Source organism: Mycobacterium sp. NGS17 (assembly GCF_059813205.1).
In genome coordinates this window covers 147983-174384 of record NZ_JCALED010000008.1, presented here as the reverse complement: position 1 = coordinate 174384, position 26402 = coordinate 147983, and the positions used below count along the sequence as shown (strand labels likewise).

Here is a 26402-nt window from a genome sequence, read left to right as displayed (position 1 = left end):
TTCGCCCCATCAGACGCTCCGCGGGTTGATAGGCGTTTTGCCCGCCTTCGAGCGACAACTTCTCCTTGCCGACGTTGGCGCTCCGAGGTGGGCATTCGCGGTGCCATTACCGAAAAAGGATCGGTGTGGCGGAGGTGGCCTACAAGCCGAAACGCGCCTTGACGTCCCGGGTTTGGAAGTGCTCGACGATGATGCCGAGCAGCGGGATGGTCCCGGATAGCAGCACACCGACCGTCTTGCCGAGCGGCCAGCGCACCTTGATCGCCAGGTTGAACGCGGTCAAAACGTAGATGAAGTACACCCAGCCGTGGACGACCTCGATCCAGCGGATCTCGTGGTTGAAGGCGAGGTGCGAGACGATCTCGTAGCACAACGCGATGAGCCACAGGCCCGTCGTCCACGCCATGACGCGGTAGCCGAGCAACGCGGTGCGGATCTTGTCGACGGGGACTGCGGGCGCCGATGTTCCGGGCGTCTCCGGTGTCGTCATGCGGTTGTCCTCTTCTGCTTTTCGGCGTCTTGCGCGGCGAGCTCGGCCAGGTAGGCGTTGTACTCCCGCAGCGCTGGGTCATCGGATGTCTGCGGCGCGGGCTTGGGTCGGTCGGGCAGCAACCCGGCGGGTATCTCCGTCATCGCGTCTGTGGTGCGCGGCTGTGGTGGTTCCTCTTCGTAGCGAACGAATTTGCGGTACGCGTACACGCAGAACCCGGCGAACAGCGGCCATTGCAACGCATAGCCGAGGTTCTGGAACGAGCCGGAGACGGAATTGAACCTGGTCCACTGCCACCAGCCCAGGGCCAGGCAGCCGCACGCCGCGACGACCACCAGCGCGACCAGCGCCGGCCTGCGACGATGCGTAGTGGACACCCCTTGACCGTACCGCTCATGAATTGGGCCCGACGAATTCATCGGGTCCGCTCGTAACAACTTCGGGCTTTCGCAAGCGATACGATTGCCGGGCGCGCGGGCGTGGCGAAATCGGTATACGCGCCGGCTTTAGGTGCCGGTGCTCGAAAGAGCGTGAGGGTTCGAGTCCCTCCGCCCGCACTCGGAGCCGGCACAGAGGCCGTGTCACCTCAGCCCGTCGGTTCGGCCGACGCACAGCCTGAACAGGTGCCAGGAGATCTCGGCATGCACGCCGGCCTGGTCCAGGTACCTTCGCCAGTCGCTACGGCGAAAGCTTCGCGCGATGGAGATGACCCCGTCCTCGCGCAGGATGCGATGCCAGCCCATCAGGCGTGCCAGAGCCGGGAAACTGTAGTACGGCAGCGCGTGGCGCTGCAGGTCGACGATATGCCAACCGTACCTGGAGTTTTCGTTGAGCCAGGTCAAGAACTTGACGACATCCTCGTCGCTGAGGTGGTGGGTGAAGTCTGACGTGACGATGAAGTCAGGCCGCGCGGCGAGGGCGTAGCGAAACACATCCGCCGTCTGGTACTCGATATCCATCCATCCAGGCGTCGCCGCACGTGCGATCACTGCACTGCGTGGATTGACGTCGATGCCCGACAGGCGCACTTTGAGCCCGCGTTGGTGCGCCCAGGCGGCGATGGCGCGCAACAGATCGCCATGCCCGCAGGCGACGTCCAACACGCTGACTGTGGCGTCGGCAGGGCGTGCCTCAGTGGCCCTCGCCAGCCACCGAAGCGTCGGGTAGTGGGTGAGCGTCAGGCGATTGACGACGCAAAGCTCATCCAGGCATCGGTGATAGGTGGCCAGGTCTGTGCTCTGGTCGTCCAATTGTTCTGGTTGCGTACTGCGCGCTGAGAGGCGCATCGGCCGCCCCTTTGCTTGCCTCTGCTGTCGGAGCGAGCGTAGGACGCTCGGACGCGGCGCGAGGCGAAAAAGCGAACATGCGATGCCAGGAGAACGCCCACCCCGCCGCCGGCATCACGCGGAAGTACAGCAGGTCATGAATGACTCTGAGCGGCTTCGAGTTCGGCCGGCTGAAGTCCAGCACCATCAGGCGGCCACCCGGCCGCAGGACACGCCGGAATTCGCGTAGCGCCTTCCCGCGATCCGCGACGTTGCGTAACCCGAAGCCGATGGTGACTACGTCGAACCGTGCGTCCGGGAACCGCAGATCCGTGGCGTCCCCTTCCTGGAAGGTGACGGACCCGTGCTGTCGGCCCCGGCCGACGTCGAGCATCGCTTCACAGGAGTCGACGGCCACGACCTCGCCGTCCAGGCCGACCGCGGCGTCCTCCACCAAAGCAAGGTCGCCCGTCCCGGTGGCGACATCCAGCACTCGTTCGCCGGGGCGGAGGGCGCAGAGTTCGATAGCCTGTCGCTTCCACACGCGATGAAGCCCCACCGTCCAAAGATCGGTCATCACGTTGTAGCGCGGCGCGAGCGCCGAGAACAGCTCCTTGACGTACCTGCTCTTAGCCTCGTCCGACTGGTTCCATCGCCGTGTAATCATCGGAAGCCTCCGCATATCGCGACGTTGCCCCCGATTCGTCGATGGGAGCATAAGCGCTGCCATGCTTATTCACTTCGGTAATTCCGGAATTACCGCGTCTGGTCGTAGCCCATCTCGGCTAGGTCACGACGGCAGGCGGGCGCGAAGCACTGGATCGTGCCTATCGGCGGCCGACAAGAAACTGGCAATCCCACGCGGGCCATCGGCGTGAATTCAGCGATTCAGGCACCCCACCTATGACGTTCCAGAACCGTCGGGGACATTGAAGTCTTTTGACCGATTAAAGGGTATTGCACACGCGCCCAATGACCGATATAACATCAATAACCGTCGGCGCTCAGAGCCACGGTGATTCAACTCGGAGAAAGGCGCGACCGATGAGGACAAAGAGCACCAAGAAGCTGCTGAAAGCCGCAGCACTGGCCGCCGTGTTGACCGGGGTGATGCTGGGATCCTCGGGCTGCATAACGATCGACCTTGGTGCGCCGGGCCGAATCGCAGCGCAATAACGCGCTGGCCGTACGCCGGAGATAAGGCCCGGCCCTTATCGCCGGCGTCGGCCACTGGCTCGGATAATGGCCGCCATCACGTGCGCGCGGTCAACCCAAACAGGGCATTCCAATGCTTTGATTGTTCGTGCCGCGATGGCCGCCGTTACTATCGTTGAATAGACCGCACGCACACTGCGTTGGCAACGTGCCTATTCGGCATGCTTAACCGAAACGCCGATCACAACGCAAACGGTTTCATCCTCGCGGCCAGTGCGACGCGGCGACGAATTGTCACCGAATGCAGCCCAAAATCATTGCGGTTGACGATGCGATTCTTGGCCCCGGCTGCATTTGATGATGACACCGGCACGGCACTGAGAGCGCTGCCGTCTCCCGGGTAAGCGGAAGGCGTCCCGAACGGGCCGAAATCTCGACCGGCGTGAGCGTCAAATCCCTCCTGGCGGGTATCTGGAACCCACAGGAATACAAGGGAGGCGCCATGCCCACCGGAAACGAGCCATCACCACGAGGCGAAAACGCCGTCACCGCAGAAGATGTCGAGCTCGCCGAACGTAACGCCGCGGCGGCGCGCAAGCGCGCGGCTCGCGCGGGACTGTCCGCAGCGCAGAGTTTGGAGGCATCCGCGGCCCGCCACGAGCGATTCGCGAAGATCCAAGATCAAACTGTCCAACAAGGCGTCTCGCACACGGAAGAGCACCGCAGTTCGGCACTCAAGCACCGCCAAGCCGCCGAAGACGACCGCAGGCTGGCCGAACTGAAGCGGAAGGAATCCGAGGCGGACCTCGCATCGGCGCCGGGCACCGACTGACGCGCGGTCAGTCCTCGACGAAACGGGCGCGGACCTCCGGCGCCGGCAATGGGCAGCTGTCGTACTTGCCGCCGACGCGGTATCGAATCGCGGCGAACCTGTCGTAGAGCCAGTCGCGTAGTGGGGTTGGAATCACGCGCGCGACCGTGAACGCCCGCCACGCACCGCCGAGATAACTCGCAACGCGCAGCACTGCTTCGGACCGGACGGCCACCCGTTCCGCCGCCCCGTCCGGGTCATCCACGAATACCACCGAGTCGACGCTGCCGATCTCCGGGTGCCGCCCGATGATCGCTTTGGCGAAAACGCTCTCCAAAGCCGCGAACCGCAGGGGGCCGGTGGGATCGAATCGCAGGATCGTCCGCACCGACCGATTGCACACTCCGCAGACCCCGTCGTACAGCAGCACGGGCGCCGCCGACTCACCGCTCATGCCTCCCAGGTTACTTGAGCGGGATCCAGGTTGACCTATGGTAAGGCAACCCTTAGTTTGTGGGGTAACGTACCAGTTCGTGATCGCCCGGCCGCTGATCGCGGCGCCGACGTGGGGTCGTGGCAGGGCCGCATCCAGGCTGTGCGCCGCCCATGCGGGCCACATCGATCCGTGGCCTCGCGGTGGTGAATCCGCCGGGCCGACGCCGTCGATGGCGCGGGGCGCCGCGAGAAAGGACCGCTAATGGCACGCGGATTCTCCGGTGTGATGCTGCGCAGCTTCGGCGCGCGCGACCACACCGCGACGGTGATCGAAACCGTCCGGATCGCCCCGCATTTCGTGCGGGTGCGCATGACATCGCCGACGCTGTTCGAAGACGTCGATGCCGAACCGGCTGCGTGGCTGCGGTTCTGGTTCCCGGACCCGGACGGATCGAAAACCGAATTCCAGCGCGCCTACACGGTCTCGGAGGCGGACGTTCCCGCCGGACGTTTCGCGGTCGATATCGTGCTGCACGATCCCGCCGGCCCCGCGTCATCATGGGCGCGCACCGTGCAGCCCGGGGCCACCATCGCCGTCATGGCCCTGATGGGCTCGTCGCGGTTCGACGTGCCCGACGAACAGCCGGCCGGCTACCTGCTGATCGGCGACTCGGCATCCATCCCGGGGATGAACGGCATCATCGGCGTCGTCCCCGACGACGTCCCGATCGAGATGTACCTCGAACAGCACGACGACAACGACACGCTGATCCCGGTCGCGAAGCATCCCCGGCTGCGGCTGCACTGGGTTGTCCGCCACGACGAGAAGTCGCTGGCCGCCGCGATCGAGAGCCGGGATTGGTCGGACTGGTACGCGTGGGCGACGCCGGAGGCCACCACGCTCAAGCAGGTGCGAGCGCGGCTGCGCGACGAATTCGGCTTCCCCAAATCCGAGGTGCACGCCCAGGCCTACTGGAGCGCCGGGCGCGCGATGGGCACGCGCCGCAACGACGAGCCGGAATCACCCGATCAGATCACGCCCAGCATTTCCACGGAAGACATTGCGGCGCAACTGGAATCGGCTCAGCAGGTGACTCCCGCCCAGGCGGCCCGCGGTAAGTGGCGTGCCCAGGGCGCCGGCCGACTCCTCGCTCCGCTGCGGTCGGCGCTGATCGTCTCGGGCGCGCTGCAGGCGGTGATCACCCTGGTGCAGCTGGCGCCGTTCGTGTTGCTGGTCGAGCTGGCCCGGCTGCTGGTATCCGGCGCGCCCGCGTCCCGGCTGGCCGGCATCGGCATCGCCGCGGTGTCGCTGCTGGGCCTGGGGGCGTTGCTGGGTGCCGCCCTCACCCTCTGGCTCCACGTCGTCGACGCGCGGTTCGCCCGTGATCTGCGAAAGCGGCTGTTGCTCAAGTTGTCTCGGCTACCCCTGGGCTGGTTCACCGCGCGCGGCTCGGGATCGATCAAGCAGCTGGTGCAGGACGACACGCTGTCCCTGCACTACTTGGTCACCCACGCCATCCCGGACGCCGTCGCCGCTGCCGTCGCACCGGTCGCGGTGCTGGTCTACCTGTTCGCCGTCGACTGGCGGGTGGCGTTGGTGCTGTTCGTGCCCGTCCTGGTGTACCTGGTGTTGACGTCATCGCTGACGATCCAATCGGGCCCGCGCATCCCGCAGTCGCAACGCTGGGCGGAGACGATGAGCGGCGAGGCGGGCGCATACCTGGAAGGCCAGCCGGTGATCCGCGTCTTCGGGGGGGCCGCCGCCTCCAGCTTCCGGTCCCGCCTGGACGACTACGTCGGCTTCCTGGTCGCCTGGCAGCGCCCGCTGGCCGGCAAGAAGACCTTCATGGATCTGGTCACCCGTCCGGCCACGTTCCTCTGGCTCATCGCGGTGACCGGCACCTTGCTGGTGGTCACGGGCCGGATGAACCCGGTGGACCTGCTGCCGTTCCTGTTGCTGGGCACCACATTCGGCGCGCGGCTGCTCGGCATCGCCTACGGCCTGGGCGGCATCCGCGCCGGCCTGTTGGCGGCCCGGCGCCTGCAGAACGCGCTCGACGAGGCCGACCTCGCCGTACAAGCCCACGACGAAGCCGACCAGGATTCGGCGGGCACGGTGGTGTTCGACAACGTCGGCTTCGGCTACCGCCCCGACGTTCCCGTCATCCACGATGTCTCGCTGACCTTGCGGCCCGGCACGGTCACCGCGCTGGTCGGCCCCTCCGGGTCGGGCAAGTCGACGCTGGCCGCCTTGCTGGCCCGGTTCCACGATGTCGGGCAAGGCTCGATACGTGTTGGGGGACAGGATATTCGGTCGATGACCGCCGACCAGCTCTATGCCCAGGTCGGGTTCGTGCTGCAGGAGACGCAACTGGTGCACGGCACCGTGGCGGAAAACATCGCCCTGGCTGTGCCGGATGCCACCGCGGCACAAGTCGAGCAAGCGGCCCGCGACGCCCAAATTCACGATCGCATCATGCGACTGCCCAACGGCTACGACACCATGCTGGGCGCCGGAAGCGGGCTTTCGGGCGGCGAACGCCAACGGCTCACCATCGCCCGCGCGATCCTGGCCGACACCCCGGTGCTGATCCTCGACGAGGCCACCGCCTTTGCCGACCCGGAATCGGAATACCTTGTGCAGCAAGCGCTCAACCGGTTGACGCGGGACCGCACCGTGCTGGTGATCGCGCATCGATTGCACACCATCACCCGGGCCCACCAGATCGTCGTGCTCGACCATGGCCGCATCGTCGAACGCGGCACGCACGACGAGTTGCTGACCGCCGACGGCCGATACCGGCGGTTGTGGGAGGGTGGCCGCCGCGACCAGCTGACCGCAGGCACGTCCGGCGAGGGGGCACGATGATTCGCACGTGGTTGAGTCTGGTGCCGGCCGATCGCCGCAACCGGGTCATCACCTACACGGTGCTGGCATTGATATCCGTGGTGGTGCGCGCGGTCGCCACCGTGCTGCTGGTCCCCTTGGTCGGGGCGCTGTTCAGTGACGACCCACGGCGCGCGCTGGTCTGGCTGGGCTGGCTCACCGCGGCCACCGTGACCGGCTGGGTGATCGACACCGCAACGGCGCGGATCGGTTTCAACCTGGGCTTCGCCGTGCTGGATCACAGCCAGCACGACGTGGCGGACCGGCTGCCCGGTGTGCGGCTGGATTGGTTCACCGCCGAGCACACCGCGACGGCACGGCAGGCGATCGCGGCCACCGGTCCCGAACTCGTCGGCCTGGTCGTCAACCTGCTCACGCCGCTGATCTCCGCCGTCCTGCTGCCCGCGGTCATCGCTGTGGTCCTGTTGCCGGTCTCCTGGCAGCTGGGGGCCGCCGCGCTGGGTGGCCTGCCGCTGCTGTTGGGCGCGCTGTGGGCATCGGCCCGCCTGGCGCGGCGCGCCGATGCCGCGGCGGCCGACGCCAATAGCGCGCTCACCGAACGGATCATCGAGTTCGCCCGAACCCAGCAGGCACTGCGAGCCGCGCGACGCGTCGAGCCCGCACGGAGCCTGGTAGGCGACGCACTGGCCGCACAGCACGGTGCCACCATGCGCTTACTCTCCATGCAGGTCCCCGGGCAGCTGCTGTTCAGCATCGCCAGCCAGCTTGCACTGATCCTGCTGGCCGGTGCGACCACCGCGCTGACCGTGAATGGAACGCTCACGGTTGCCGAGGCCATCGCACTGATCGTCGTCATCGTGCGCTACCTCGAACCGTTCACCACCATCAGCGAACTCGCGCCCGCGCTGGAAAGCACCCGCGCCACGCTCGGCAACATCCGCTCGGTGCTGACGGCGCCGCTGGTGAATGTCGGCACCGCCGCGCGCGCGGGCGGCGCGACCCCGCGCATCGATTTCGATGACGTCGTGTTCCGCTACGACGGTGCGGGTGCGCCGGTGCTGGACGGGGTGAGCTTCACCCTGGAGCCGGGCAGCACCACCGCGATCGTCGGACCGTCCGGCTCGGGCAAGAGCACCATCCTTGCGTTGATCGCCGGGCTGCACGAGCCCGCCGGCGGCCGGGTGCTGATCGACGGTGTGGACGCGGCGACGCTGGACGGCGACGCGCGGCGGGCGGCCAGCAGCGTGGTGTTCCAGCATCCCTACCTCTTCCACGGGTCCATCCGCGACAACGTGTTCGCCGGGGATCCCGGCGCCGGCGACGAGCGGTTCGCGCGGGCGGTGGCGCTCGCGCGGGTCGACGAGCTCGTCGAGAGGCTGCCCGACGGCGCCGATACCGTCGTCGGAGAGGGCGGCTCGGCGCTGTCCGGTGGCGAGCGGCAACGGGTCAGCATCGCCCGCGCGTTGCTCAAGCCCGCACCGATATTGCTGGTAGACGAGGCGACCAGCGCGCTGGACACCGAGAACGAGGCCGCGGTGGTCGACGCGCTCACCGCCGACCGGCAATCGCGCACCCAGGTGATCGTCGCGCATCGGCTGGCCAGCATCAGTCACGCCGACCGCGTCCTGTTCGTCGACAACGGCCGGGTGGTCGAAGATGGGACGGTTGACGAATTGCTCGCTGCGGGTGGTCGTTTCGACGAATTCTGGCGCCAGCAGCACGAGGCCGCCGAATGGCGGATTCTGGCGGAATAGCGCACCGCGGTTGACCGCAACTCTTGCGGTATGCCTTACAGTTTGTCAGTCGGACCGAGCTGTCCGCGGACAGGAGGCGTGCCGCTTATGAGTGCTGTGTTGTCGATACCGCGTTATCCCGGCGACGTGACCCCGCAGTGGTTGTCGGCCGCGCTGTCTGGCGGTGGCACACCCGTCGAGGTCGCCGACGTGGACGTGGTCGCGATCGGGACGGGACAAACCGGCGCGACCTACCGGGTTACCGCTCGCTATGCGACGGATCCCGGCGACCTGCCGCAGACCTTCGTGATCAAGCTGCCCGCCCAGGACGACACGGTGCGCGACCGGGTGGTGATCGGCTATCGCAGCGAATGCGCGTTCTACTCCTCGGTGGTGGATCGGGTCCGAGTGCCGACGCCACGGTGCTTCTATTCCGAGATCACCGATGATGCAATGGACTTCGCCCTGTTGCTTGCCGACCAGGCGCCGGCGGTGCAGGGCGATCAGCTCATCGGGTGTGGCGAAACCGAAGCGCGCCTTGCGGTTACCGCGCTGGCGGGGCTGCACGCACCCAGCTGGTGCGATCCCGCCTGGCTCGATTTTCCTGGCATCGCATTCGGTCGGCCGGATGAGGCCGGCGCGAACGGGATGGGCGAGGTGGCCAAAATGAGCGCCGACATCACCCTGGAGAAGCTGGGCGATCGGATGAGCCCGGAAGACCGCGACACCTTCAGCGCGGCAATGGGTTCGATCGCGCCGTGGCTGCTATCCGAGTACGACCGGTTTGCCTTGCTGCACGGCGACTATCGGCTGGACAACCTGCTGTTCGATCCCGAACGAACCAGGGTCAGCGTGGTCGACTGGCAGACGCTCGGCGTGGGCTTGCCGGCCCGGGATCTCGCCTACTTCACCGCGACCAGTCTCAGTTCGCAACTGCGGGCCGACATCGAAGAAGAGCTCGTCACCGACTATCACCGGGCGTTGACGGCCGGCGGCGTCGGCGGCTACGACCGCGAAACATGTTGGCGCGATTATCGGCTCGGGGTGTTGCAGGCACCATTGATCTCGGCGCTGGGTTTCGCATTCGCCGCGGCCACCGAGCGTGGCGACGACATGGTGCTGGCCATGCTCAGCCGCGGCTGCCAGGCGATCCGCGAGCTGGGGACGCTCGACTTAATCGGCTGAGGCCTCAGAGGTCGCCGGTGAAGTCGGCGCTCAGCCAGCGGTCGGGCCGGATGGTGAAGAGCACCTCCTCGACGCCTTCCATGCTTTGCACGAACACGCGACCGCCTTCCTCGCCGAGGTATCGGATGGCGATCGATTCCTGTAGGTCGGCCGGGGCCGGGTTGGTGGTCTCGACGATGGTGCCTTCCACCACGACGTACTGATACGGCGGCTCCTCGCGCTGAACCACCAGCGTGACGGTGCCCGCTTGGGTGATGAGCCGGGCCTTGCGGCTGGACGCCCCGGTCATGATCCGGACGTCTCCGCCGGGGGTGTAGTCGTACCAGATCGGGACGCTGGCCGGCGGCCGGCCTTCGGTGGCGGCGACGGACAGCACGGCCACATGCTTGTCGGCGAGGAACTCCTGGCGCTCGGTTTCACTGAAGGCTTTCATGACGAGTGCAAACGCCGCGACCGTGGAGCTATTCCCGGGCTAACGCGATCAGTACTGCGTCGAGCCCTGATCGACCGGGATCTGTGCGGCGGTGACCTTGCGCGACTCGTCGCTGGCCAGCCAGCACACGGTATCGGCGATCTCCTCCGGCTCGGCGACCCAGTCCGGCAGGAACGGCGTGAGGACGTGCGACAGCTGCGGGTTGGTCTCCATGGTCTTGCCCACCGCGTTGACCATGTCGCCGGAGCCCATCGCGGTGTTGACCGGGCCCGGGTGAACGCTGTTGACCCGGATCGAGTGCTTGCCCAACTCCGCGGCGAAGGCCCGCGCCAGCCCGGTGACGGCGTGCTTGCTGGCGGTGTAGTGAATCATGAACGGCTGCATCTTCATGCCGGCCGCCGAGCTGATCAGGATGATCGAGCCGCCGCGGCCGCCCTCGATGATCTTGTCCGCGCCCGCCATCACGGTGTTCCAGGTGCCGGTCACGTTGATGTCCATCACGTCGCGGAAGTTCTCCGGGGTGATGTCGTCCCACGCCTGCGGAGCCGCGACCCCGGCGTTCGCGACGATGATGTCCAGCCGGCCCAGCTCGGCGACGCCGTCGGCGACCACCTGTCGCAGACCGTCGAAGTCGCGGGTGTCGACCACCGACGAGATGATCCGTCGGTCCGCCGCTTCGACCAGGCGCACGGTCTCGCTCAGGTCGCCGGGGGTCGCCGGATCGTAGGGCACGCACGACGGCAGCTTGCCGGCGATATCGACGGCGATGATGTCGGCGCCTTCGCGGGCCATGCGCACCGCGTGCGCCCGGCCCTGGCCGCGCGCCGCGCCGGTAATGAATGCCACTTTTCCGGCCAGCTTGCCGCTCATAGTTCTCCTCTGTTGGGTCTGGCCACTTTCATCGCTGCGCGGCCTTGACGAGGTTCGATCCGATGATCAACCGCTGAATTTCACTGGTGCCCTCGTACAGCCGCAGCAGGCGCACATCGCGGTAGATGCGCTCGACGGCAACGCCCCGCATGTAACCCGTGCCGCCATGAATCTGCACCGCGAGATCCGCGACATTGCCGGCCATTTCGGTGCAGAAGACCTTGGCGGCTGATGGCGCGATCCGGCGATCCTCGTCGGCGACCCACAGCCGAGCGGCTTCGCGCACCAGCGCACGGCCGGCCATCACGCCGGTCTGCTGGTCGGCGAGCATGCCCTGCACCAACTGGAAGCTGCCGATCGGCGTCCCGCCCTGCGTGGCGGTGGCGGCGTACGACACGGATTCGTCGAGCGCGCGTTGAGCGGCGCCCACCGCCAGGGCGGCGATGTGCACCCGCCCGCGGGCCAACGACGTCAGGGCCGCCCGGTACCCGTGGTCTTCGCTGCCGCCGACGAGCGCATCCGGGCCGATGCGGACGTCGGTGAAGTTCACGTCCGCCGTCCAGGCGCCCTCCTGGCCCATCTTGGCGTCCTTGGCGCCCACCTCCACCCCGGCGGCGTCGGCGGGAACCAGAAACACGGCGATGCCCGGGCCCTGGTCGTCGGCCGGCCGGGTGCGTGCGAACACCACGAAGAGATCGGCGACGGGCGCGTTGGTGATGAAGCGCTTCTGCCCGGAGATGACCCAACCATCCCCGTCGCGAACGGCCTTGGTGCGCAAGCCGGCCGGGTTCGATCCGGCGCCCGGTTCGGTCAGCGCGAAGGAGGCGACGACGTCGCCGGACGCGATCGACTCCAGCCAGCGGGATTTCTGTTCGTCGGTGCCGAACCCCACCAACACCTGTCCGGCGATGCCGTTGTTGGTACCGAACATCGAACGCAGCGCCAACGACGTGTAGCCCAACTCCATCGCCATCTCGACGTCCTGCATCAGGTTGAGGCCAAGGCCGCCCCACTCCTGGGGAATCGCGTAGCCGAACAGGCCCATCTTCTTGGCCTCGTCGCGCAGGTCGTCGGGAACGCGATCGGTGTCGAGAATCTCCTGCTCCCGCGGGACAACGGCGCTGCGAACGAATTGCCTTGTCTGAGCGAGAATCTCGCGGAAGTCCTCGTCGGAGACTTCAGGGGCTTCGGCGGCGGCCATGGGCTCCACACTCCTCTCTCGATCCGGGACACCCCGGTTCAGGGCAGGATCCTATATCAAATATGATATTTGCCTTACGGGTGCCCGGTGGAGGCGACGACAGTGAAGGATGTGTGATGCAGGTGGCGATGTTGACAGGTCAGACCGCGGTAATCACGGGCGGAGCGCAAGGGCTGGGTCTGGCCATCGCGGAGCGCTTCGTCGCCGAGGGTGCCCGAGTCGTGCTCGGCGACGTGAACCTCGAGGAAACCCAGGTCGTGGCCAAGCAGCTGGGCGGCGACGATGTCGCGATCGCGGTTCGGTGCGATGTCACCCGGTCGGCCGACGTCGAAACCCTGATCCAGACCGCGGTCGAGCGTTTCGGCGGCCTGGACATCATGGTCAACAACGCCGGGATCACCCGGGACGCGACGATGCGCAAGATGACCGAGGAGCAGTTCGATCAGGTGATCAACGTGCACCTGAAGGGCACCTGGAACGGCACCCGGTTGGCCGCCGCCGTCATGCGCGAAAACAAGCGCGGCTCCATCATCAACATGTCCTCGGTGTCCGGCAAGGTCGGCATGATCGGCCAGACCAACTACTCCGCGGCCAAGGCGGGCATCGTCGGCATGACCAAGGCGGCCGCCAAAGAGCTGGCCTACCTGGGCGTCCGGGTGAACGCGATCGCCCCCGGCCTGATCCGCTCGGCCATGACCGAGGCCATGCCGCAACGGATTTGGGATTCCAAGGTCGCCGAGGTGCCGCTGGGCCGGGCCGGTGAGCCCAGCGAGGTCGCCAGCGTGGCGCTGTTCCTGGCGTCCGACCTGTCGTCGTACATGACGGGCACCGTTATGGAAATCACCGGCGGCCGCCACCTATGAGCGCGACGCGCCAGGCCGTCATCTGTGAACCCGTCCGGACCCCGATCGGCCGCTACGGCGGAATGTTCAAGGCGTGCAGCGCCGTCGACCTCGGCGTCACCGCGCTGAAGGGGTTGCTCGAACGGACCGGGCTGGCGCCCGACACCGTGCAGGACGTGATCCTGGGCCACTGCTATCCGAACAGCGACGCGCCGGCGATCGGGCGCGTGGTGGCGCTGGATTCCGGTCTGCCGGTGACGGTTCCGGGCATGCAGGTCGATCGGCGTTGCGGCTCGGGCCTGCAGGCGGTGATCCAGGCGTGCCTGCAGGTGTCCGCGGGGGACAACGACCTCGTCGTCGCCGGCGGCTGCGAGAGCATGAGCAACGTCGCCTTCTACTCCACCGACATGCGTTGGGGCGGCGCCCGCAACGGCGTTCAGGTGCACGACGGGTTGGCGCGGGGACGCACCACCGCCGGCGGCCGGAACTACCCGGTGCCGGGCGGAATGCTGGAGACGGCCGAGAATCTGCGCCGCCGGTACCGCATTTCACGCCAGGAGCAAGACGAGCTGGCGGTGCGATCCCACCAGCGTGCCGTCGCCGCGCAGAAGGACGGAGTCCTGGCCTCGGAAATAATTCCAGTGATAATCCGCAGTCGACAGGGTGACGACATCATCGAAACCGACGAACACCCGCGCGCCGACACGTCGGTCGAGTCGCTGGGCAAGCTCAAACCCGTTCTGCTGAAGGATGATCCGGAGGCGACGGTGACCGCCGGCAACGCCAGTGGGCAGAACGACGCGGCCTCGATGTGCGTGGTCACCACCCCGGAGAAGGCCGACGAATACGGCCTCAAGCCGTTGGTGCGTCTGGTGTCGTGGGGCGTGGCGGGGGTCGCACCCGACGTCATGGGCATCGGCCCGGTGCCCGCGACCGAGGTGGCGCTGGCCAAGGCGGGCCTGCAGCTGTCCGACATCGACCTCATCGAGCTCAACGAAGCCTTTGCCGCGCAAGCGCTTGCGGTGATGCGGGAGTGGAAGTTCGGCGCCGCCGATCACGAGCGGACCAACGTGCACGGTTCGGGGATATCGCTGGGCCATCCGGTGGGCGCGACGGGCGGCCGGATGCTGGCCACCTTGGCGCGCGAACTCCATCGCCGCGAGGCGCGCTACGGACTGGAGACCATGTGCATCGGCGGCGGCCAGGGCCTGGCGGCCGTCTTCGAACGGGTCACGTCGCGATGACCGGTTCGGCGTTGCCACTGGACGGCCTCACCGTCGTGGAGGTGTCGAGTTTCGTCGCCGCCCCGCTGTGCGGTATGACGCTGAGTCAGCTCGGCGCAGAAGTCATCCGGGTCGACCCCATCGGCGGCGCATCCGATGTGCAACGGTGGCCGCTGGCGGCGGATGGCACCTCGATCTATTGGACCGGCCTGAACAAGGGGAAGCGTTCGGCCACCATCGATCTGCGGTCCCCGGAAGGCCACGAACTGGTTCAGCGGCTCATCATCGAGGGCGACGGCATCGTGGTGACCAACGCCGCGGGATTGTCCTGGCTCAGCCACGAGGTGCTGGCGGCCAAGCGCCCCGACGTGGTTCACGTGCAGCTACTCGGGCGCGGTGACGGATCCACTGGAGTGGATTACACGGTGAACGCGGGTCTCGGCTATCCGCTCGTCACCGGTCCGGCCGATCATGGCGGAGCGATCAACCACGTGCTGCCGGTCTGGGACGTGTGCTGCGGCCTGTACGCCGCGCTCGCCGTCGTCACCGCCGTCCGCCACCGCGAGCGGTCCGGGGCGGGGGCCCGGATCAGCCTGGCGTTGGAGGACGTCGCCCTGGCCACCGCGGCCAACTTGGGGTTGCTGACCGAGCCGCAAGTCAATGGGACACAACGCGAACGGCTGGGTAACGCGATCTACGGCCAGTACGGGCAGGACTTTCTCAGCAGTGACGGGGTCAGGTTCATGGTGGTCACCTTGACGGGGAGGCATTTTCGCGACCTGCTTGCGGTGACGGGCACCGACGGCGCGGTGTCGGCGCTGGCCGAGGCGCTGGGCGCGGATTTCGGGTCCGAGGGCGATCGTTACCGCTACCGTGACGTGCTTTCCAGCTTGTTCGCCACCTGGTTCAGCGCTCACACCGCCGACGAGATCACCATCGCGCTGTCAGGCACCACGGTGCTGTTCGAGCGGTACCGCACTTTCGCCGAGGTGGCCGTGGGTCCGAAAGTGTCTGACAATCCTCTGTTCTCGCGATTGCGGCAACCGGGTCTCGGCGAATACTTCGCCCCCGGGCTGCCGGCCGCGTTCGACGGCACACACCCGGCCAGCGCGCCCGCGCCCGCCCTGGGGCAGGACACCGCCGACATCCTCGCGCGGTTGGGGTTGACCGCCGCCGACATCGAGCGTCTGACGACCGCCAAGACCATCGCCTGCTGAGCAAAGGAAACGCAGCACATGACCAGACTCGCCCAAACGCTCGGCTTGACCGAGGTGCAGACCGAGATCGTCGCTACCGTAAGAAAATTCGTGGAGAAGGACGTCATTCCCCACGCGGCCGAGCTGGAACGGGCCGACACCTACCCGCAAGCGATTGTCGACCAGATGCGGGAGATGGGCCTGTTCGGCCTGATGATTCCGCAGGAGTACGGGGGGCTGGGTGAGTCGCTGTTGACGTACGCCCTGTGTGTCGAGGAGCTGGCGCGGGGCTGGATGAGCGTGTCCGGCGTGCTCAATACGCATTTCATCGTGGCCTACATGCTGCGTCAGCACGGCACCGACGAACAGAAGCAGCGGTTCCTGCCGCGGATGGCGGTCGGTGAGACGCGGGGCGCCTTCTCGATGTCGGAGCCGGAGCTGGGTTCCGACGTGGCCGCGATCCGCACCCGGGCGCGGCGCAATGACGACGGGACCTACACCATCGACGGCCAGAAGATGTGGCTGACCAATGGCGCCACTGCCACGCTGGTGGCGGTGTTGGTGCGCACGGACGAAGGCTCGGACAAACCGCACCGCAACCTCACCGCGTTCCTGGTCGAGAAGCCGGTGGGTTTCGGGGAAGTCGTTCCCGGCCTGCGCATCCCGGGCAAGATCGAGAAGCTGGGCTACAAGGGCATCGAAACGACGGAGATGATCTTCGACGGCTACCGGGCCGGCGCCGGCGACGTGCTCGGCGGCAGCACCGGCCAGGGTTTCTTCCAGATGATGGACGGCATCGAGGTCGGCCGGGTCAACGTGTCGGCCCGCGCGTGCGGCCTCGGGATTCGCGCGTTCGAGCTCGCGGTGCGCTACGCGCAACAACGCGAGACCTTCGGCAAGCCGATCGCCGAGCATCAGGCCATCGCGTTCCAATTGGCCGAGATGGCGACCAAAGTCGAAGCCGCACACCTGATGATGGTCAACGCGGCGCGCTTGAAGGACTCGGGTGAGCGCAATGACGTCGCCGCCGGGATGGCGAAATACCTGTGTAGCGAATATTGCACCGAAGTCACCCAACAGAGTTTCCGGATCCACGGCGGTTACGGCTATTCCAAGGAATACGAAATCGAGCGGCTGATGCGCGACGCGCCATTCCTGCTCATCGGCGAGGGCACCAGCGAGATCCAGAAGAACATCATCAGCAAGCGACTGCTCGCCGAGTATCAGGTGTAAGCAGATGAGCGTTCCGGATTTCGCTGCGCGGCCTCAACTTTCCGAGGACGTCGCGCGCCTCATCCGCCGGCGGATCTTCGACGGGTCGTACGCCGCCGGATCGTACGTCCGGCTGGATCAATTGGCCGCGGAGCTGGGTATCAGCGTCACACCGGTGCGTGAGGCGCTGTTCGCGCTGTGCGCCGAAGGCCTGATCAACCAGCAACCGCGCCGTGGCTTTGTGGTGCTGCCGGTCACCGGACGCGACGTCACCGATGTGGCGAATGTGCAGGCGCATGTCGGTGGCGAGTTGGCCGCGCGGGCGGCGCTCAACATCACCGACGAGCAACTGCACGAGCTCAAGGAGATCCAGGCGCAACTGGAGGATGCGTACGCGGGTGATGAACACGAACGCACCGTGCGGCTGAATCACGAGTTTCACCGGGCCATCAATGTCGCGGCGGACTCGCCCAAGCTCGCGCAGCTGATGTCACAGATCACCCGGTATGCCCCCGAATCCGTGTTCCCCGCCATCGAGGGGTGGCCAGAACAGTCGATGCACGACCATCGCCGGATCCTGTCCGCGCTGAAAAAGCACGACGCCAAGCTCGCCCGCGCGGCGATGTCGGAACACCTTGCCGCCGGGGCGGTGCCGCTGATCGATCACCTCGTCGCACGCGGAGTGGTGGCCGACGTCGGCGGTCCGACGTCTTCCTGAAGCCGCCCCGGCGGTATCTCTTGTTGCTCGCGCGCGCCTGGGTACCAGGCAAGGTGTCGTGGATCAACAACGTGCCGGGCCCTGAGCCTCGTCTGCCAACATCTCGCGCAGTCGACGGATGTCGACCTTGCCGGTGCCACCGCGCGGAACGTCCTCGTCGGATTCCAGCAGTAGCCACACCGTCGGAACCTTGAAGGCGCTCAACAGAGTTCGCGCGCAGCCGCGCAACCGATCGGCGGTCAACCCTCGGCACACCACCACCGCGCCCACCCGATTGCCCGCGGCGCCGGGAACATTGGTGACGAAGGCGTTGTCGATGCCGTCGATCGTGCGCAGCGCGCTCTCGACCTCGCTGGGGTAGACGGTCGCGCCGCTGACTTTGAACATGTCGTCGGATCGCCCGTGGTAGAACAGGAATCCGTCGTCGTCGAGGTGGCCGAGGTCACCGGTGGGGTAGAAGCCGTCGGCGGTGAAGAGGTCCTCGCGGGTGCGCCCGCAGATGCCGCGCAGCGTGTGCGGTCCGCGGATTTGGATCACGCCGGTGGCGCCGGCCGCGGTCGGCGCGCCGCTGTCGGCGTCGACGATGCGGACTTCCATGCCGGGAAAGGGTTTTCCGCAGCTGCCCCACGCGGAGGCGGGCATGTCGGTATCGGCGGGATAACCGCAGTACGGCCCGAAGGCCTCGGTCATACCGAACAACGCGGCTCGCGCGCCGGGCCGGGCGCGCCGCTCGGGCGGTAACAGGGCCTGCAGGCTTCCCGGCTGTAGGGCCGAGAGGTCGGCGCCGACCTCGCCGGCGTGCCGCGTCAACGCCTCGGCCTGGTCCGGCCAGCCGCGAAACAGCGTGACCCGTTCGTCTTCCAGCAGTCTCAGGGTGGTTTGCGGCCGCGGGATTTCTTCGGTCACCAGGGTGGCGCCGGCCAGCAGGACGGAGAGTATGCCGCTGCCGAAGCCGCCCACCCAGAAGAAGGGCATCGGCAGATACAGGCGGGTATCAGAGGCGATGCAGCGAGCCGCAAGGCCCGACTGCACAGCGCCCAGCGCGCTGCCGTGCGAGTGGATGACTCCTTTGGGTGGTCCGCTGCTGCCGGAGGTGAACATGATCACCAGCGGGTCGGCGGGCGTGACCGTCGCTGTCATGGGGTCGACGATGTTGCGGGCCCGCTCGCCCGGGCAGGCTTTTTCGAGTCGGTCGACCGACCAGACCGCCCGCAACGCGGGAAGTTCGGTCCGGCGCGTGGTCTTGAGCTCGTCCAGGTAGCGGTGCCCGCGGAACTCCTCGACGCTGAGCAGGAATTGCACCGCGGCCGCCCGTAGTTGCGCGGCCAGCTCCGCGGCCCTCAGCAGGGTGCTCAGTGGTACCAGCGCCGCGCCGATGCGGGTCAGGGCGATGGCGATCTGCACCCAGCGGGTGCTGTTGGGCATGATGAGCCCCACCCGGGTGCCCTTGACCACGCCAGCCTCGATGAAGGTGGCGGCCAAATCGCCTGTCGTCGAGTCGAGTTCGCGGTAGCTGATGCGGGACGTGGGATCGATCACCATCGGCGTGTCAGCATCGTGTTGGGCCCGCAACCGCACCAGCTCGTCGATGGTGCTAGGCATCGAAGAGTTCCGTGAGTTGGCGCATGTCGACCTTGCCACTGGACAGCAGCGGAACCTCGGCGCCGCGCAGGGCGAGGAACCGCCTGGGAATCTTGTACGCGGACAGCTCCGTTTTGAGCAGCGCAGTCAGTGCCGCTTCGTCGAAATCCGTGGCACCGTCGGGCTGGACAACCACCGCGGCGACGACCTGCCCGCGCCGGGCGTCGGGAATGCCGATCACATAAGCCGGTGCTCCGCCGGTGACCCTACTGATGGCCTTCTCCACCTCGGCCGCCGAGACATTGGCGCCCCCCGTTTTGATCATCGCGCGGAGCCGGCCGAGGAAATAGACGAATCCCTCGGCATCGACGCGCACCAAGTCGCCGGTGTGAAACCAACCGTCGGCATCGAAACACTCTTCGCGGCTGCGCCGGTAATAGCGCTGCATCAGGCACGGTCCGCGAATGCACAACTCGCCGACCTCGCCGACCGGCTTGATGGCCGCGGTGTCGGGGTCGACGACTTTGGTCTCAACGCCCGGTGCCGGCTTGCCGAACGAGCCGCGCCGGTGCTCGGGTTGGTCGGCTTCGTCATCGCCGATCAGCACCACGCTGCCTGCCTCGGTCATGCCCAGCATGTTGTGCCGAAGTTCCGGGTCCACCGGGCGGGCATCGAGAGCCATGATCGGGTACAGATTGCCGCGCCGCATCGAGGTCAAGTCGCGCTGGGGGAAGCTCGGATGGTCGGCCAGGTGGGCGACCCCCGCCGCGAAACCGTTGGTCATGGTGGGCTTCTCGGTCTCCAGCAGATCGAGCGTCGCGCCCGCATCTTCGGCGTTGGAACACACCAAGGTCGATCCGGCCACCAAGGTCGCGAGCAGGCCGAACGCGAATCCACCGATCCAGAAGAACGGCGAATTGCAGAACAGCCTGTCGTCGGCGGACAAGCCCCGGACCCTGTTGAGGGTTTGTTGATGCGCGAGCAGGGCGCCGTGGGTGTGCACCGCCCCCCTCGGGCAGCTGGTGGAGCCCGACGTGTACACGATCGCCATCGGATCGCATTCCGCGACATCATCTTCCAGCGCCGCCAGCAATGCCGGATCGACAGTGTCGGCGCGCCCAGCTACGGTCTCGTGCGTTACCGCGACGTGACGCAGTTGCGGTGCTGTCGCACAATACAAGCGGGAGCCGAGATCGGCGTCCGGGAGGATTTCGCGCAGGCGTTCCAGGTAATCGTGAGAACGAAAAGACCTGGCGGTCAATAGGATCTCCACGTCACTATCGACAAGTTGCTCGCGCAGCTCGCGGCCGGTGACGAAGGTGGAGAACGGAATCAGCACGGCACCGATTCGCGCCGCGGCCGCCATCCCGACGACGAAGTCGGATCCGTTCGGATAGAGCAGCCCCACGTGGGTGCCCTTGCCGGCGCCGAGAGCAACCAAACCGCGCGCGAGCCGCGCCGAACGGAAATCGGTCTCGGCGTAGCTGATCCGGTCACCGTCGCAGACCAGGAACGGGTGGTCGCCGCGCGAACCGGCTTGCCGCCGCAGGAGCTCGCCGACTGTCAATGATTCAACGGGCATGGTCGCGTTGGATCGCGGGCTGGCGAAAGAAGTTTCGTATCGCACCAAGATCGGCTTTCCCCGATGGTGTCCGGGGGATGGTGTCGACGATCGCGATCTCGGTGGGTATCTCGTAACCCGCCAGCCGCTCTCGCAGGTACTTCACCAGCGCCTCGGCGTCGGCGTGGGCCCGCTCGCGTAGCTCGACCATGGCGACCGGTGTCTCGCCGAGCCGCTCGTCGGGTCGGGCGATCACCGCCGCGCCGGCCACCGCGGGGTGGCTCTCCAATGCGGCGCGAACGTCATCCGGCACCACCTTGAAACCGCCGCGGATGATCGCCTGGTCGGCGCGCCCGACGATCCAGAGAAACCCGTCGTCGTCGATCCGCGCCATATCCGTGGTCCGCATCCATTGCGCGGCAGGCCCAAGCTGGCCCGGCTTTACCTCCAGCAGGCCCACTTCGTCCGGGCCCAAAGGGGTTCCGTCTTCGGCGACCACCCTGAGCCCAGCGCCGGGATTGGCCCGGCCGACGCTGCCTCGCTTGGTCTTCCAGTACCGCTGATGGTCGGAAAGTGTCCAGCCCGCCACGCCACCACCGAATTCGGTTGCCGCATAAGAGGTCAAAACCGGCACGCCGTACTTCTCGGTGAAGGCATCGGCATCCTCGGCCGACAGCGGTGCCGTCCCGCAGGTGACGGCCTTCAGACTTGCCAGGTCGGCGCGCGGAACATCGGAGTGCAACACGGTTCGCAACGCGGCCGGTACCAGCGACGCCGCGCGGGGGCGATGCTTGCGCACCGCCTCGGCCCACGCGTTGAGCTCGAAACGTTCCAACAGCACGAACGGTCGTGCCTCGGCGACGCATTGCAGCACCCGGAACACCCCGCCGATGTGCACCAGCGGTGAGTTCACGATCGCGATGCCGCGGCGCAGCCCTTGAGGCGACGCCGCCTGCTCGGGCTCGGGACCCATCACGCTGCGCGCCAGCATGTCGTAACTCAGGTCGATTCGCTTGGGTGGCCCCGTCGTGCCGCTGGTCAACATGCGCACCGCGACGCCGGACGGGGGACCGCCTTCGCGAGCGGACGGCGCGATCGCGTCGTCGTCATCCAACAGACCCGAAATCGCGACGGTCGGCGTGCCCGCGGGTACCAGCGCCGTCAGATCGGCACGCTCGCCCACGATCACCGGAAGCCGCAGCCCCACGATGTCGTTCTTGGTGCGCTCGTCACCGCGCGACGGGTTGATGACCACCACCGTTCCGCCGCTCAGCAGCACGCCCAGAAAGGCGGCCACGTGTCCCGGCCGGTTGCGGAGCAGCATCCCGACTTCGGCTCCGCAGGTTTTGGCGGCGATGCGTTGTGCCGATGCGGCCACCCGGGCCCAGGAGATCCACTGCCCGCCATACTCAATGGCACGCGAGTCCGGCCGTAGGTCAAGCACTTCGGCGATGCGTTGAACCAGTGGGTGGCGCGACATCAGCGAATCTCCGGTTCACCCACCCGGGTTTGGGAATCGCGTTGAGCTGCGAGCTCGGCGATGCCCAGCGGGTTCCCCAGCCGGGTGTAGATCAGGTTCTGCTCCATCGCGGCGCGGTACGGCTTGTCCAGGGATTCCCAAATCGCTTTCACCGTGCCCGCGGTCGCGGTCGGGGGCTTGGCCGCGATGGTCGCCGCGATCTCGTGGGCGCGGCTCCAGAGCTGGTCAGCGGCGACGACCTCGGAGACCAACCCGATGCGCAGCGCGGTGTCGGCGCTGACGCGTTCGTCGTTGCCCATCAGTGCTATGCGCAGAGTTTCGCCCAGGCCGATGCGGCGCATCAGGCCGATCGGTTCCAATGCGCAGACCAGGCCCGCCGACACGTGAGAGTCGAAGAACGTGGCGTCCTCGGAGCAGATGACCACGTCGGATTCGTTGACGAAGTAGAACGCGCCCGCGGTGCACATGCCCTGGACCGCGCAGACCACGGGCTTCCACATCTTCTGCCACTTTGGGCTCAGGGCTTCTCCGGGATCCTCGTGGTGCCAGATGTTTTCGGGCTGCCCGTACGGCGTCTTGATGTCCAGGCCGGCGCTGAACGCCCGATCGCCGGCGGCGCGTAGCACCACCGCGTGCACCGCGTCGTCGAGCTTGACCGTGCGCCACGCGCGGGCCATTTCCTCGCACATGGTGCGGTTGAACGCGTTGAGCTGATCGGGGCGATTCAGCGTGATGGTGGCGACATGGTCGTGCGCGTCCACCTCGAGCAGAATGGTTTCGAAGGTCATCGGCATTGCCAGTTCGGTTTGCGCTTCTCGACGAAAGCCCTCGGACCCTCCTGCGCGTCCTCGGTACGCAGCACACGCTCGCGGAACGTCTCGGCGAGTATCTCCGCCTCGTGCAGCGGAACGTTCAGCCCCTTGAGGATCGCCAGCCGGGTGCCCCGGACTGCCAGCGGCGCATTGGAATTGACGGTGTCCGCGATCTCGTGGGCACGCTCGAGCAGACGCTCGTGCTCGACGATTTCGCTGATCAGCCCGAGCTCGTAGGCGCGTTGCGCGCCCATCCGCTCGTGCTTGCCCATCAAGGCCATTCGCAGCGCGATCGAGCGGGGCAACACGCGAGACACCCGCACCAGTTCCCGGCCGGCCACCAGCCCGATGCTGACGTGCGGATCGAAGAAGGTCGCCTGCTCGGAAGCGATCACTATGTCCGTCGTCGTGACCCAATCCATGCCGGCGCCACAGCAGATTCCGTTCACGGCGGTCAGCACGGGCTTGGCCATAGCGCGAAATGGCGGCGTGCCCTCCTGCGGCGCCTCCCACTGGTCGTACGTCGACAGATATGGCCGCTCGTAGATCACCTTGCCGTCTTCCGGAATCTCTTTGACGTCGGCGCCGGTGCAAAAGGCCCGGCCGGTGCCGGTGACGATGGTGAGCCAGACGTTGTCGTCGTTTTCGGCCTCGTCGTAGGCCGCGCGCAGCTCGGTGATCATGTGCGGGCTGAGAGCATTGAGGGCGTCCGGACGGTTCAGGGTGATAGTCGCGGTGTGCCCATCGACGTCGTACTTGATGGTGTCGAATGACTCAGTGGGCATCGATCATCCCTTCGATCATCGGCCATCGAACTTCGGTGCCCGTCGCTGCCCGAAGGCTTCCAGGCCTTCCTTGAAATCTCTTGTCCTGCAGGCCAACTCCAGGTTGAACAGCTCCTGGGTCAACGACTGGCTCAGCGTCGCATGCTGGCCGAAGTTCAACGCCTGTTTGGCCAGGCCGAGCGCGGCCGTCGGACCGGAGGCGAGTCGGCCCACCAGCTCCTTGGCTGCGTGGTCGAGGTCCGGACCGCTTACCGTCTGATGAATCAGCCCCCAGTCGGCCGCATCCGGCGCGCTCACCTTCTCACCGAGCAGCAGCATGCGCCTGGCCCGCGCCAAGCCGACGAGCCGGGGCAGCAGCCAGGTGGATCCCGAGTCCGGGCTGAATCCACGGTCGATGAAGGGCTCCCAGAACACCGCATCGTCGGCGGCCACCGTGAAGTCGGCGGCCAGGGCCAGATTGCAGCCGAATCCCACCGCCCAGCCCCGCACGCTGCACACCACCGGCAGCTGGATGCTTGCGAGGAGCTCGATCACCCGGTGAGCGGCATGGGGGATCCGTCGCACCAGATCACCGGCGCGGGGACGCTGAGCGCCCGAATTGTTGGCGGCCACCCAGTCGGCGCCGGCGCAAAAGTGATCGCCCGCGCCGCGGATGTGGACGGCGCGTAGCGAGTCGTCGGCAGCGGCATCGGTGAGCGCTTCGACCAACGTCCCGATCATCAACTGTGTCAACGAGTTACGCCGGCCTGGGCGGTCGATAGTCACCAGCAACACCGCACCGTCGCGGTGCGCTGTTACCGAACCCTCGGCACCGGCCGTGTCGGCCCCCTGACTCACCGTCGAATCCGGCCTTTCTCCGCCGATACGGTTACCCATACAGTAGGCAATACGATTGATACGCTGTATAAGTTAGCAAGGATACGCTGCCTGCGGAACAACCCGGGGTGAAAGAGGGAACGATGACCTTGTCGGAGGGGCATGCCGCACGGGCGTCGACGAGCAACGGAGGCGCGCGATTCGGTGAGGCTCCGCTTGCCCAGACGGTGGCCGCGGCCGCCGCCATGCGGCGCCTGAGCTCGTTGCTGGTATCCCTCGAGCATCCGCACCGCGCGGTGGACGCCATGCTGCAGAAGTTCGCCGAGTGGGAAAGCGAACTGGCGGCCGCGGCGCCGGCGGACAACGCACCGCGCATCGGCGAATTGCCCGACGACCCCCGGCGCGTCTACCTCAACCACGCCACCGACATCGGCGCGTACAACCCGTGCTTTCCCGAATACCGGTTCGACCAGCTCGACGCCGAGAATGCAACGGGCACTGTCGAGTTCCCGCTGATATATGAGGGTCCGCCCGGACTGGTGCACGGCGGGTTCCTGGGCGTCTTCTTCGACTGCGTCATTCAGCATCACAACTGCGTCACCGGCCTCTCCGGCAAAACGCGATCCTTGGCCGTCACTTTCCGCCGGCCGACACCGGTGCTGACCGAGCTGCGATTCGACATCACCCGATCCCAGGGCGAACGCGGCATCACTTCCACCGGGCGGCTGCTGCTCGACGGCGAAGTCCTGTGTACCGGTGAGGTCAACACGTTGGCGTCACGGCCGGAAAGGCTTGCCGGAACGCGATTCGGCAGGCGCCGAAAGGAGTCCGACACATGACCGCCTCGAGCACCTCAGACGATCGAGTGCTTTTCGACGTCGATCCCGACCGGCGTATCGCGACCATCACGCTGAACAACCCGAAACAACGCAACTCCTATGACGCGGCGATGCGCGAGGCCGTCGCCCGCTGTCTGGACCGGGTGGCCGAGGACGACGACCTCACGGTGGTGTTACTGCGTGGCGCCGAGGGGGTCTTTTCCACCGGAGCCGACATGAACAATGCCTACGGCTGGTACGGCTCGTCCGCGCCACCCGACCAGGCGGCCACCGACGACCGGGCCGCCAAGCGTCGTCCCAGCCAGCGCCGACGACTTGCCGTGGACCGCAGGTCTTTTGGCTTCTACCACAATTTCATGGGTTTCCCGAAGGTAACGGTGGGGGAGATCGCCGGCTACGCGCTCGGCGGTGGGTTCGAGATGGCGTTGATGACCGACATCTCGGTCATCGCGCGCGACACCAAGATCGGCATGCCCGCAACCCGTTTCCTGGGCCCCGCGCTCGGCAGCCTGCACATGTTCTTTCACCGGCTCGGGCCGGTGCTGGCCCGGCGGCTGCTGCTGACCGGCGACATTATCGAGGCGGCCGAGATCGAACACCTCGGAATCTTCACCGACACGTGCGCGCCCGGCGCGGTGACGGCCCGGGCACGCTACTGGGCGGAGAAGGCGGCGAAGATGCCCGCCGATGGCGTCGTCATCGCCAAGGAGGCATTCCGGCTCGTCGAGCAGAGCCAGGCGTACCAGGGCGAAGAGGTCGCCAGCTATCTGTTCCACGCCTTCGGCACCAACCTGCAATTCGGGCCCGACGAATTCAACTTCGTCAAAACCCGTGCGCAACACGGTGCCCGGGAGGCATTTCGGTTACGCGACGAGCACTTCCACGTCCCGGAACCCGAAGGCTGACAGAGG

General features: G+C 66.8%; 26 protein-coding genes and 1 tRNA gene. 13 read left to right on the top strand and 14 right to left on the bottom strand.

Annotation, left to right across the window (positions count from 1 at the left end; all coding sequences use genetic code 11):
* Nucleotides 1-139 precede the first annotated feature (139 nt).
* Together AC5Y7E_RS18545 and AC5Y7E_RS18540 are read right to left on the bottom strand one after the other, a co-directional pair.
* A complete protein-coding gene (locus AC5Y7E_RS18545) occupies nt 140-490 on the bottom strand; it encodes a DUF3817 domain-containing protein (RefSeq protein WP_499921335.1) in 351 nt (116 codons plus the stop codon).
* A complete protein-coding gene (locus AC5Y7E_RS18540) occupies nt 487-867 on the bottom strand; it encodes a hypothetical protein (RefSeq protein ID WP_499950248.1) in 381 nt (126 codons plus the stop codon). The genes AC5Y7E_RS18545 and AC5Y7E_RS18540 overlap by 4 nt, the downstream gene beginning before the upstream one ends.
* A gap of 96 nt (nt 868-963) precedes the next feature.
* On the opposite strand from AC5Y7E_RS18540, the gene AC5Y7E_RS18535 reads away from it, so the two are divergent.
* Nucleotides 964-1047: transfer RNA gene (locus tag AC5Y7E_RS18535), tRNA-Leu, on the top strand.
* Nucleotides 1048-1071: 24 nt separating this feature from the next.
* Here the strand turns inward: AC5Y7E_RS18535 and AC5Y7E_RS18530 are convergent.
* Complete coding sequence (locus AC5Y7E_RS18530) at nt 1072-1740, bottom strand: methyltransferase domain-containing protein (RefSeq protein WP_499950247.1); 669 nt, start codon at nt 1738-1740, stop codon at nt 1072-1074.
* Nucleotides 1691-2437, bottom strand: a complete 747-nt coding sequence (locus AC5Y7E_RS18525; protein WP_499950245.1) for a ubiquinone/menaquinone biosynthesis methyltransferase — start codon at nt 2435-2437, stop codon at nt 1691-1693. Before AC5Y7E_RS18525 ends, AC5Y7E_RS18530 begins: the two co-directional genes overlap by 50 nt.
* Before the next feature lie 362 nt (nt 2438-2799).
* Between AC5Y7E_RS18525 and AC5Y7E_RS18520 the strand changes: the two genes are divergently transcribed.
* Together AC5Y7E_RS18520 and AC5Y7E_RS18515 are read left to right on the top strand one after the other, a co-directional pair.
* Nucleotides 2800-2931: a hypothetical protein gene (locus AC5Y7E_RS18520; RefSeq protein WP_499921343.1), complete on the top strand. Its 132-nt coding sequence runs from the start codon at nt 2800-2802 to the stop codon at nt 2929-2931.
* 481 nt (nt 2932-3412) lie between these two features.
* The gene (locus AC5Y7E_RS18515; RefSeq protein ID WP_499921401.1) at nt 3413-3742 is read left to right on the top strand and encodes a hypothetical protein; all 330 of its coding nucleotides are present in this window, start codon (nt 3413-3415) and stop codon (nt 3740-3742) included.
* A gap of 7 nt (nt 3743-3749) precedes the next feature.
* Here AC5Y7E_RS18515 and AC5Y7E_RS18510 read toward each other — a convergent pair whose 3' ends face one another.
* Nucleotides 3750-4175, bottom strand: a complete 426-nt coding sequence (locus tag AC5Y7E_RS18510; protein ID WP_499950243.1) for a thiol-disulfide oxidoreductase DCC family protein — start codon at nt 4173-4175, stop codon at nt 3750-3752.
* Between the two features lie 243 nt (nt 4176-4418).
* Here AC5Y7E_RS18510 and AC5Y7E_RS18505 point away from each other — a divergent pair, with 243 nt between their 5' ends.
* From AC5Y7E_RS18505 to AC5Y7E_RS18495, 3 genes are all read left to right on the top strand, one after another.
* Complete coding sequence (locus AC5Y7E_RS18505) at nt 4419-7025, top strand: ABC transporter ATP-binding protein/permease (protein ID WP_499921347.1); 2607 nt, start codon at nt 4419-4421, stop codon at nt 7023-7025.
* Nucleotides 7022-8758, top strand: a complete 1737-nt coding sequence (locus AC5Y7E_RS18500) for an ABC transporter ATP-binding protein (protein WP_499950241.1) — start codon at nt 7022-7024, stop codon at nt 8756-8758. Before AC5Y7E_RS18505 ends, AC5Y7E_RS18500 begins: the two co-directional genes overlap by 4 nt.
* Before the next feature lie 87 nt (nt 8759-8845).
* On the top strand, nt 8846-9922 hold the full coding sequence (locus tag AC5Y7E_RS18495) for a phosphotransferase family protein (RefSeq protein WP_499950239.1): 1077 nt from the start codon (nt 8846-8848) through the stop codon (nt 9920-9922).
* Nucleotides 9923-9926: 4 nt separating this feature from the next.
* Here the strand turns inward: AC5Y7E_RS18495 and AC5Y7E_RS18490 are convergent, their stop codons facing one another.
* The 3 genes from AC5Y7E_RS18490 to AC5Y7E_RS18480 are packed head-to-tail and all read right to left on the bottom strand — an operon-like array spanning nt 9927 to nt 12426.
* Nucleotides 9927-10355 (bottom strand): pyridoxamine 5'-phosphate oxidase family protein, encoded by a 429-nt coding sequence (locus AC5Y7E_RS18490; RefSeq protein ID WP_499950238.1) that lies wholly within the window; start codon nt 10353-10355, stop codon nt 9927-9929.
* Nucleotides 10356-10403: 48 nt separating this feature from the next.
* Nucleotides 10404-11225: a mycofactocin-coupled SDR family oxidoreductase gene (locus AC5Y7E_RS18485; protein WP_499921355.1), complete on the bottom strand. Its 822-nt coding sequence runs from the start codon at nt 11223-11225 to the stop codon at nt 10404-10406.
* A gap of 28 nt (nt 11226-11253) precedes the next feature.
* Nucleotides 11254-12426, bottom strand: coding sequence for an acyl-CoA dehydrogenase family protein (locus AC5Y7E_RS18480; protein WP_499950237.1), 1173 nt, complete (start codon nt 12424-12426; stop codon nt 11254-11256).
* Between the two features lie 128 nt (nt 12427-12554).
* Between AC5Y7E_RS18480 and fabG the strand changes: the two genes are divergently transcribed.
* The 5 genes from fabG to AC5Y7E_RS18455 are packed head-to-tail and all read left to right on the top strand — an operon-like array spanning nt 12555 to nt 17617.
* Complete coding sequence (gene fabG / locus AC5Y7E_RS18475) at nt 12555-13289, top strand: 3-oxoacyl-ACP reductase FabG (protein WP_499921402.1); 735 nt, start codon at nt 12555-12557, stop codon at nt 13287-13289.
* Nucleotides 13286-14512, top strand: coding sequence for an acetyl-CoA C-acetyltransferase (locus tag AC5Y7E_RS18470; protein WP_499950235.1), 1227 nt, complete (start codon nt 13286-13288; stop codon nt 14510-14512). The genes fabG and AC5Y7E_RS18470 overlap by 4 nt, the downstream gene beginning before the upstream one ends.
* Complete coding sequence (locus AC5Y7E_RS18465) at nt 14509-15708, top strand: CoA transferase (RefSeq protein WP_499950234.1); 1200 nt, start codon at nt 14509-14511, stop codon at nt 15706-15708. The genes AC5Y7E_RS18470 and AC5Y7E_RS18465 overlap by 4 nt, the downstream gene beginning before the upstream one ends.
* An 18-nt stretch (nt 15709-15726) precedes the next feature.
* Entirely contained in the window at nt 15727-16920 is a 1194-nt protein-coding gene (locus AC5Y7E_RS18460) for an acyl-CoA dehydrogenase family protein (RefSeq protein WP_499950233.1), read from the top strand.
* 4 nt (nt 16921-16924) lie between these two features.
* Nucleotides 16925-17617 carry a GntR family transcriptional regulator gene (locus AC5Y7E_RS18455; RefSeq protein ID WP_499950231.1) on the top strand — a complete coding sequence of 231 codons (693 nt, stop codon included), beginning with the start codon at nt 16925-16927 and terminating at the stop codon, nt 17615-17617.
* 63 nt (nt 17618-17680) lie between these two features.
* Here AC5Y7E_RS18455 and AC5Y7E_RS18450 read toward each other — a convergent pair whose 3' ends face one another.
* The 6 genes from AC5Y7E_RS18450 to AC5Y7E_RS18425 are packed head-to-tail and all read right to left on the bottom strand — an operon-like array spanning nt 17681 to nt 24673.
* Nucleotides 17681-19219, bottom strand: a complete 1539-nt coding sequence (locus tag AC5Y7E_RS18450; RefSeq protein WP_499950230.1) for a class I adenylate-forming enzyme family protein — start codon at nt 19217-19219, stop codon at nt 17681-17683.
* Nucleotides 19212-20780 (bottom strand): class I adenylate-forming enzyme family protein, encoded by a 1569-nt coding sequence (locus tag AC5Y7E_RS18445; RefSeq protein ID WP_499950229.1) that lies wholly within the window; start codon nt 20778-20780, stop codon nt 19212-19214. The genes AC5Y7E_RS18450 and AC5Y7E_RS18445 overlap by 8 nt, the downstream gene beginning before the upstream one ends.
* The gene (locus AC5Y7E_RS18440; protein ID WP_499950226.1) at nt 20770-22239 is read right to left on the bottom strand and encodes a class I adenylate-forming enzyme family protein; all 1470 of its coding nucleotides are present in this window, start codon (nt 22237-22239) and stop codon (nt 20770-20772) included. Before AC5Y7E_RS18440 ends, AC5Y7E_RS18445 begins: the two co-directional genes overlap by 11 nt.
* Nucleotides 22239-23033 (bottom strand): enoyl-CoA hydratase/isomerase family protein, encoded by a 795-nt coding sequence (locus AC5Y7E_RS18435; RefSeq protein ID WP_499950225.1) that lies wholly within the window; start codon nt 23031-23033, stop codon nt 22239-22241. Before AC5Y7E_RS18435 ends, AC5Y7E_RS18440 begins: the two co-directional genes overlap by 1 nt.
* Nucleotides 23024-23836: an enoyl-CoA hydratase/isomerase family protein gene (locus AC5Y7E_RS18430; protein WP_499921372.1), complete on the bottom strand. Its 813-nt coding sequence runs from the start codon at nt 23834-23836 to the stop codon at nt 23024-23026. The genes AC5Y7E_RS18435 and AC5Y7E_RS18430 overlap by 10 nt, the downstream gene beginning before the upstream one ends.
* 15 nt (nt 23837-23851) lie before the next feature.
* Entirely contained in the window at nt 23852-24673 is an 822-nt protein-coding gene (locus AC5Y7E_RS18425; RefSeq protein ID WP_499950223.1) for an enoyl-CoA hydratase/isomerase family protein, read from the bottom strand.
* 122 nt (nt 24674-24795) lie between these two features.
* On the opposite strand from AC5Y7E_RS18425, the gene AC5Y7E_RS18420 reads away from it, so the two are divergent.
* Both AC5Y7E_RS18420 and AC5Y7E_RS18415 read left to right on the top strand, forming a co-directional pair.
* Nucleotides 24796-25491 (top strand): hotdog family protein, encoded by a 696-nt coding sequence (locus AC5Y7E_RS18420; RefSeq protein ID WP_499950221.1) that lies wholly within the window; start codon nt 24796-24798, stop codon nt 25489-25491.
* A complete protein-coding gene (locus AC5Y7E_RS18415; RefSeq protein ID WP_499950220.1) occupies nt 25488-26396 on the top strand; it encodes an enoyl-CoA hydratase/isomerase family protein in 909 nt (302 codons plus the stop codon). The genes AC5Y7E_RS18420 and AC5Y7E_RS18415 overlap by 4 nt, the downstream gene beginning before the upstream one ends.
* Nucleotides 26397-26402 lie beyond the last annotated feature (6 nt).

Excerpts from the sequence above, each read along its gene's own strand:
- AC5Y7E_RS18415 (WP_499950220.1), top strand. The coding sequence starts at position 25,488 with ATGACCGCCTCGAGCACCTCAGACGATCGAGTGCTTTTCGACGTCGAT.
- AC5Y7E_RS18460 (WP_499950233.1), top strand. The coding sequence starts at position 15,727 with ATGACCAGACTCGCCCAAACGCTCGGCTTGACCGAGGTGCAGACCGAG.
- AC5Y7E_RS18495 (WP_499950239.1), top strand. The coding sequence starts at position 8,846 with ATGAGTGCTGTGTTGTCGATACCGCGTTATCCCGGCGACGTGACCCCG.
- AC5Y7E_RS18435 (WP_499950225.1), bottom strand. The coding sequence starts at position 23,033 with ATGCCGATGACCTTCGAAACCATTCTGCTCGAGGTGGACGCGCACGAC.
- AC5Y7E_RS18485 (WP_499921355.1), bottom strand. The coding sequence starts at position 11,225 with ATGAGCGGCAAGCTGGCCGGAAAAGTGGCATTCATTACCGGCGCGGCG.
- AC5Y7E_RS18445 (WP_499950229.1), bottom strand. The coding sequence starts at position 20,780 with ATGCCCGTTGAATCATTGACAGTCGGCGAGCTCCTGCGGCGGCAAGCC.
- AC5Y7E_RS18480 (WP_499950237.1), bottom strand. The coding sequence starts at position 12,426 with ATGGCCGCCGCCGAAGCCCCTGAAGTCTCCGACGAGGACTTCCGCGAG.
- AC5Y7E_RS18545 (WP_499921335.1), bottom strand. The coding sequence starts at position 490 with ATGACGACACCGGAGACGCCCGGAACATCGGCGCCCGCAGTCCCCGTC.
- AC5Y7E_RS18520 (WP_499921343.1), top strand. The coding sequence starts at position 2,800 with ATGAGGACAAAGAGCACCAAGAAGCTGCTGAAAGCCGCAGCACTGGCC.
- AC5Y7E_RS18505 (WP_499921347.1), top strand. The coding sequence starts at position 4,419 with ATGGCACGCGGATTCTCCGGTGTGATGCTGCGCAGCTTCGGCGCGCGC.
- AC5Y7E_RS18440 (WP_499950226.1), bottom strand. The coding sequence starts at position 22,239 with ATGTCGCGCCACCCACTGGTTCAACGCATCGCCGAAGTGCTTGACCTA.
- AC5Y7E_RS18510 (WP_499950243.1), bottom strand. The coding sequence starts at position 4,175 with ATGAGCGGTGAGTCGGCGGCGCCCGTGCTGCTGTACGACGGGGTCTGC.
- AC5Y7E_RS18470 (WP_499950235.1), top strand. The coding sequence starts at position 13,286 with ATGAGCGCGACGCGCCAGGCCGTCATCTGTGAACCCGTCCGGACCCCG.
- AC5Y7E_RS18525 (WP_499950245.1), bottom strand. The coding sequence starts at position 2,437 with ATGCGGAGGCTTCCGATGATTACACGGCGATGGAACCAGTCGGACGAG.
- AC5Y7E_RS18455 (WP_499950231.1), top strand. The coding sequence starts at position 16,925 with ATGAGCGTTCCGGATTTCGCTGCGCGGCCTCAACTTTCCGAGGACGTC.
- AC5Y7E_RS18465 (WP_499950234.1), top strand. The coding sequence starts at position 14,509 with ATGACCGGTTCGGCGTTGCCACTGGACGGCCTCACCGTCGTGGAGGTG.
- AC5Y7E_RS18430 (WP_499921372.1), bottom strand. The coding sequence starts at position 23,836 with ATGCCCACTGAGTCATTCGACACCATCAAGTACGACGTCGATGGGCAC.
- AC5Y7E_RS18515 (WP_499921401.1), top strand. The coding sequence starts at position 3,413 with ATGCCCACCGGAAACGAGCCATCACCACGAGGCGAAAACGCCGTCACC.
- AC5Y7E_RS18490 (WP_499950238.1), bottom strand. The coding sequence starts at position 10,355 with ATGAAAGCCTTCAGTGAAACCGAGCGCCAGGAGTTCCTCGCCGACAAG.
- AC5Y7E_RS18500 (WP_499950241.1), top strand. The coding sequence starts at position 7,022 with ATGATTCGCACGTGGTTGAGTCTGGTGCCGGCCGATCGCCGCAACCGG.
- fabG (WP_499921402.1), top strand. The coding sequence starts at position 12,555 with ATGTTGACAGGTCAGACCGCGGTAATCACGGGCGGAGCGCAAGGGCTG.
- AC5Y7E_RS18420 (WP_499950221.1), top strand. The coding sequence starts at position 24,796 with ATGACCTTGTCGGAGGGGCATGCCGCACGGGCGTCGACGAGCAACGGA.
- AC5Y7E_RS18450 (WP_499950230.1), bottom strand. The coding sequence starts at position 19,219 with ATGCCTAGCACCATCGACGAGCTGGTGCGGTTGCGGGCCCAACACGAT.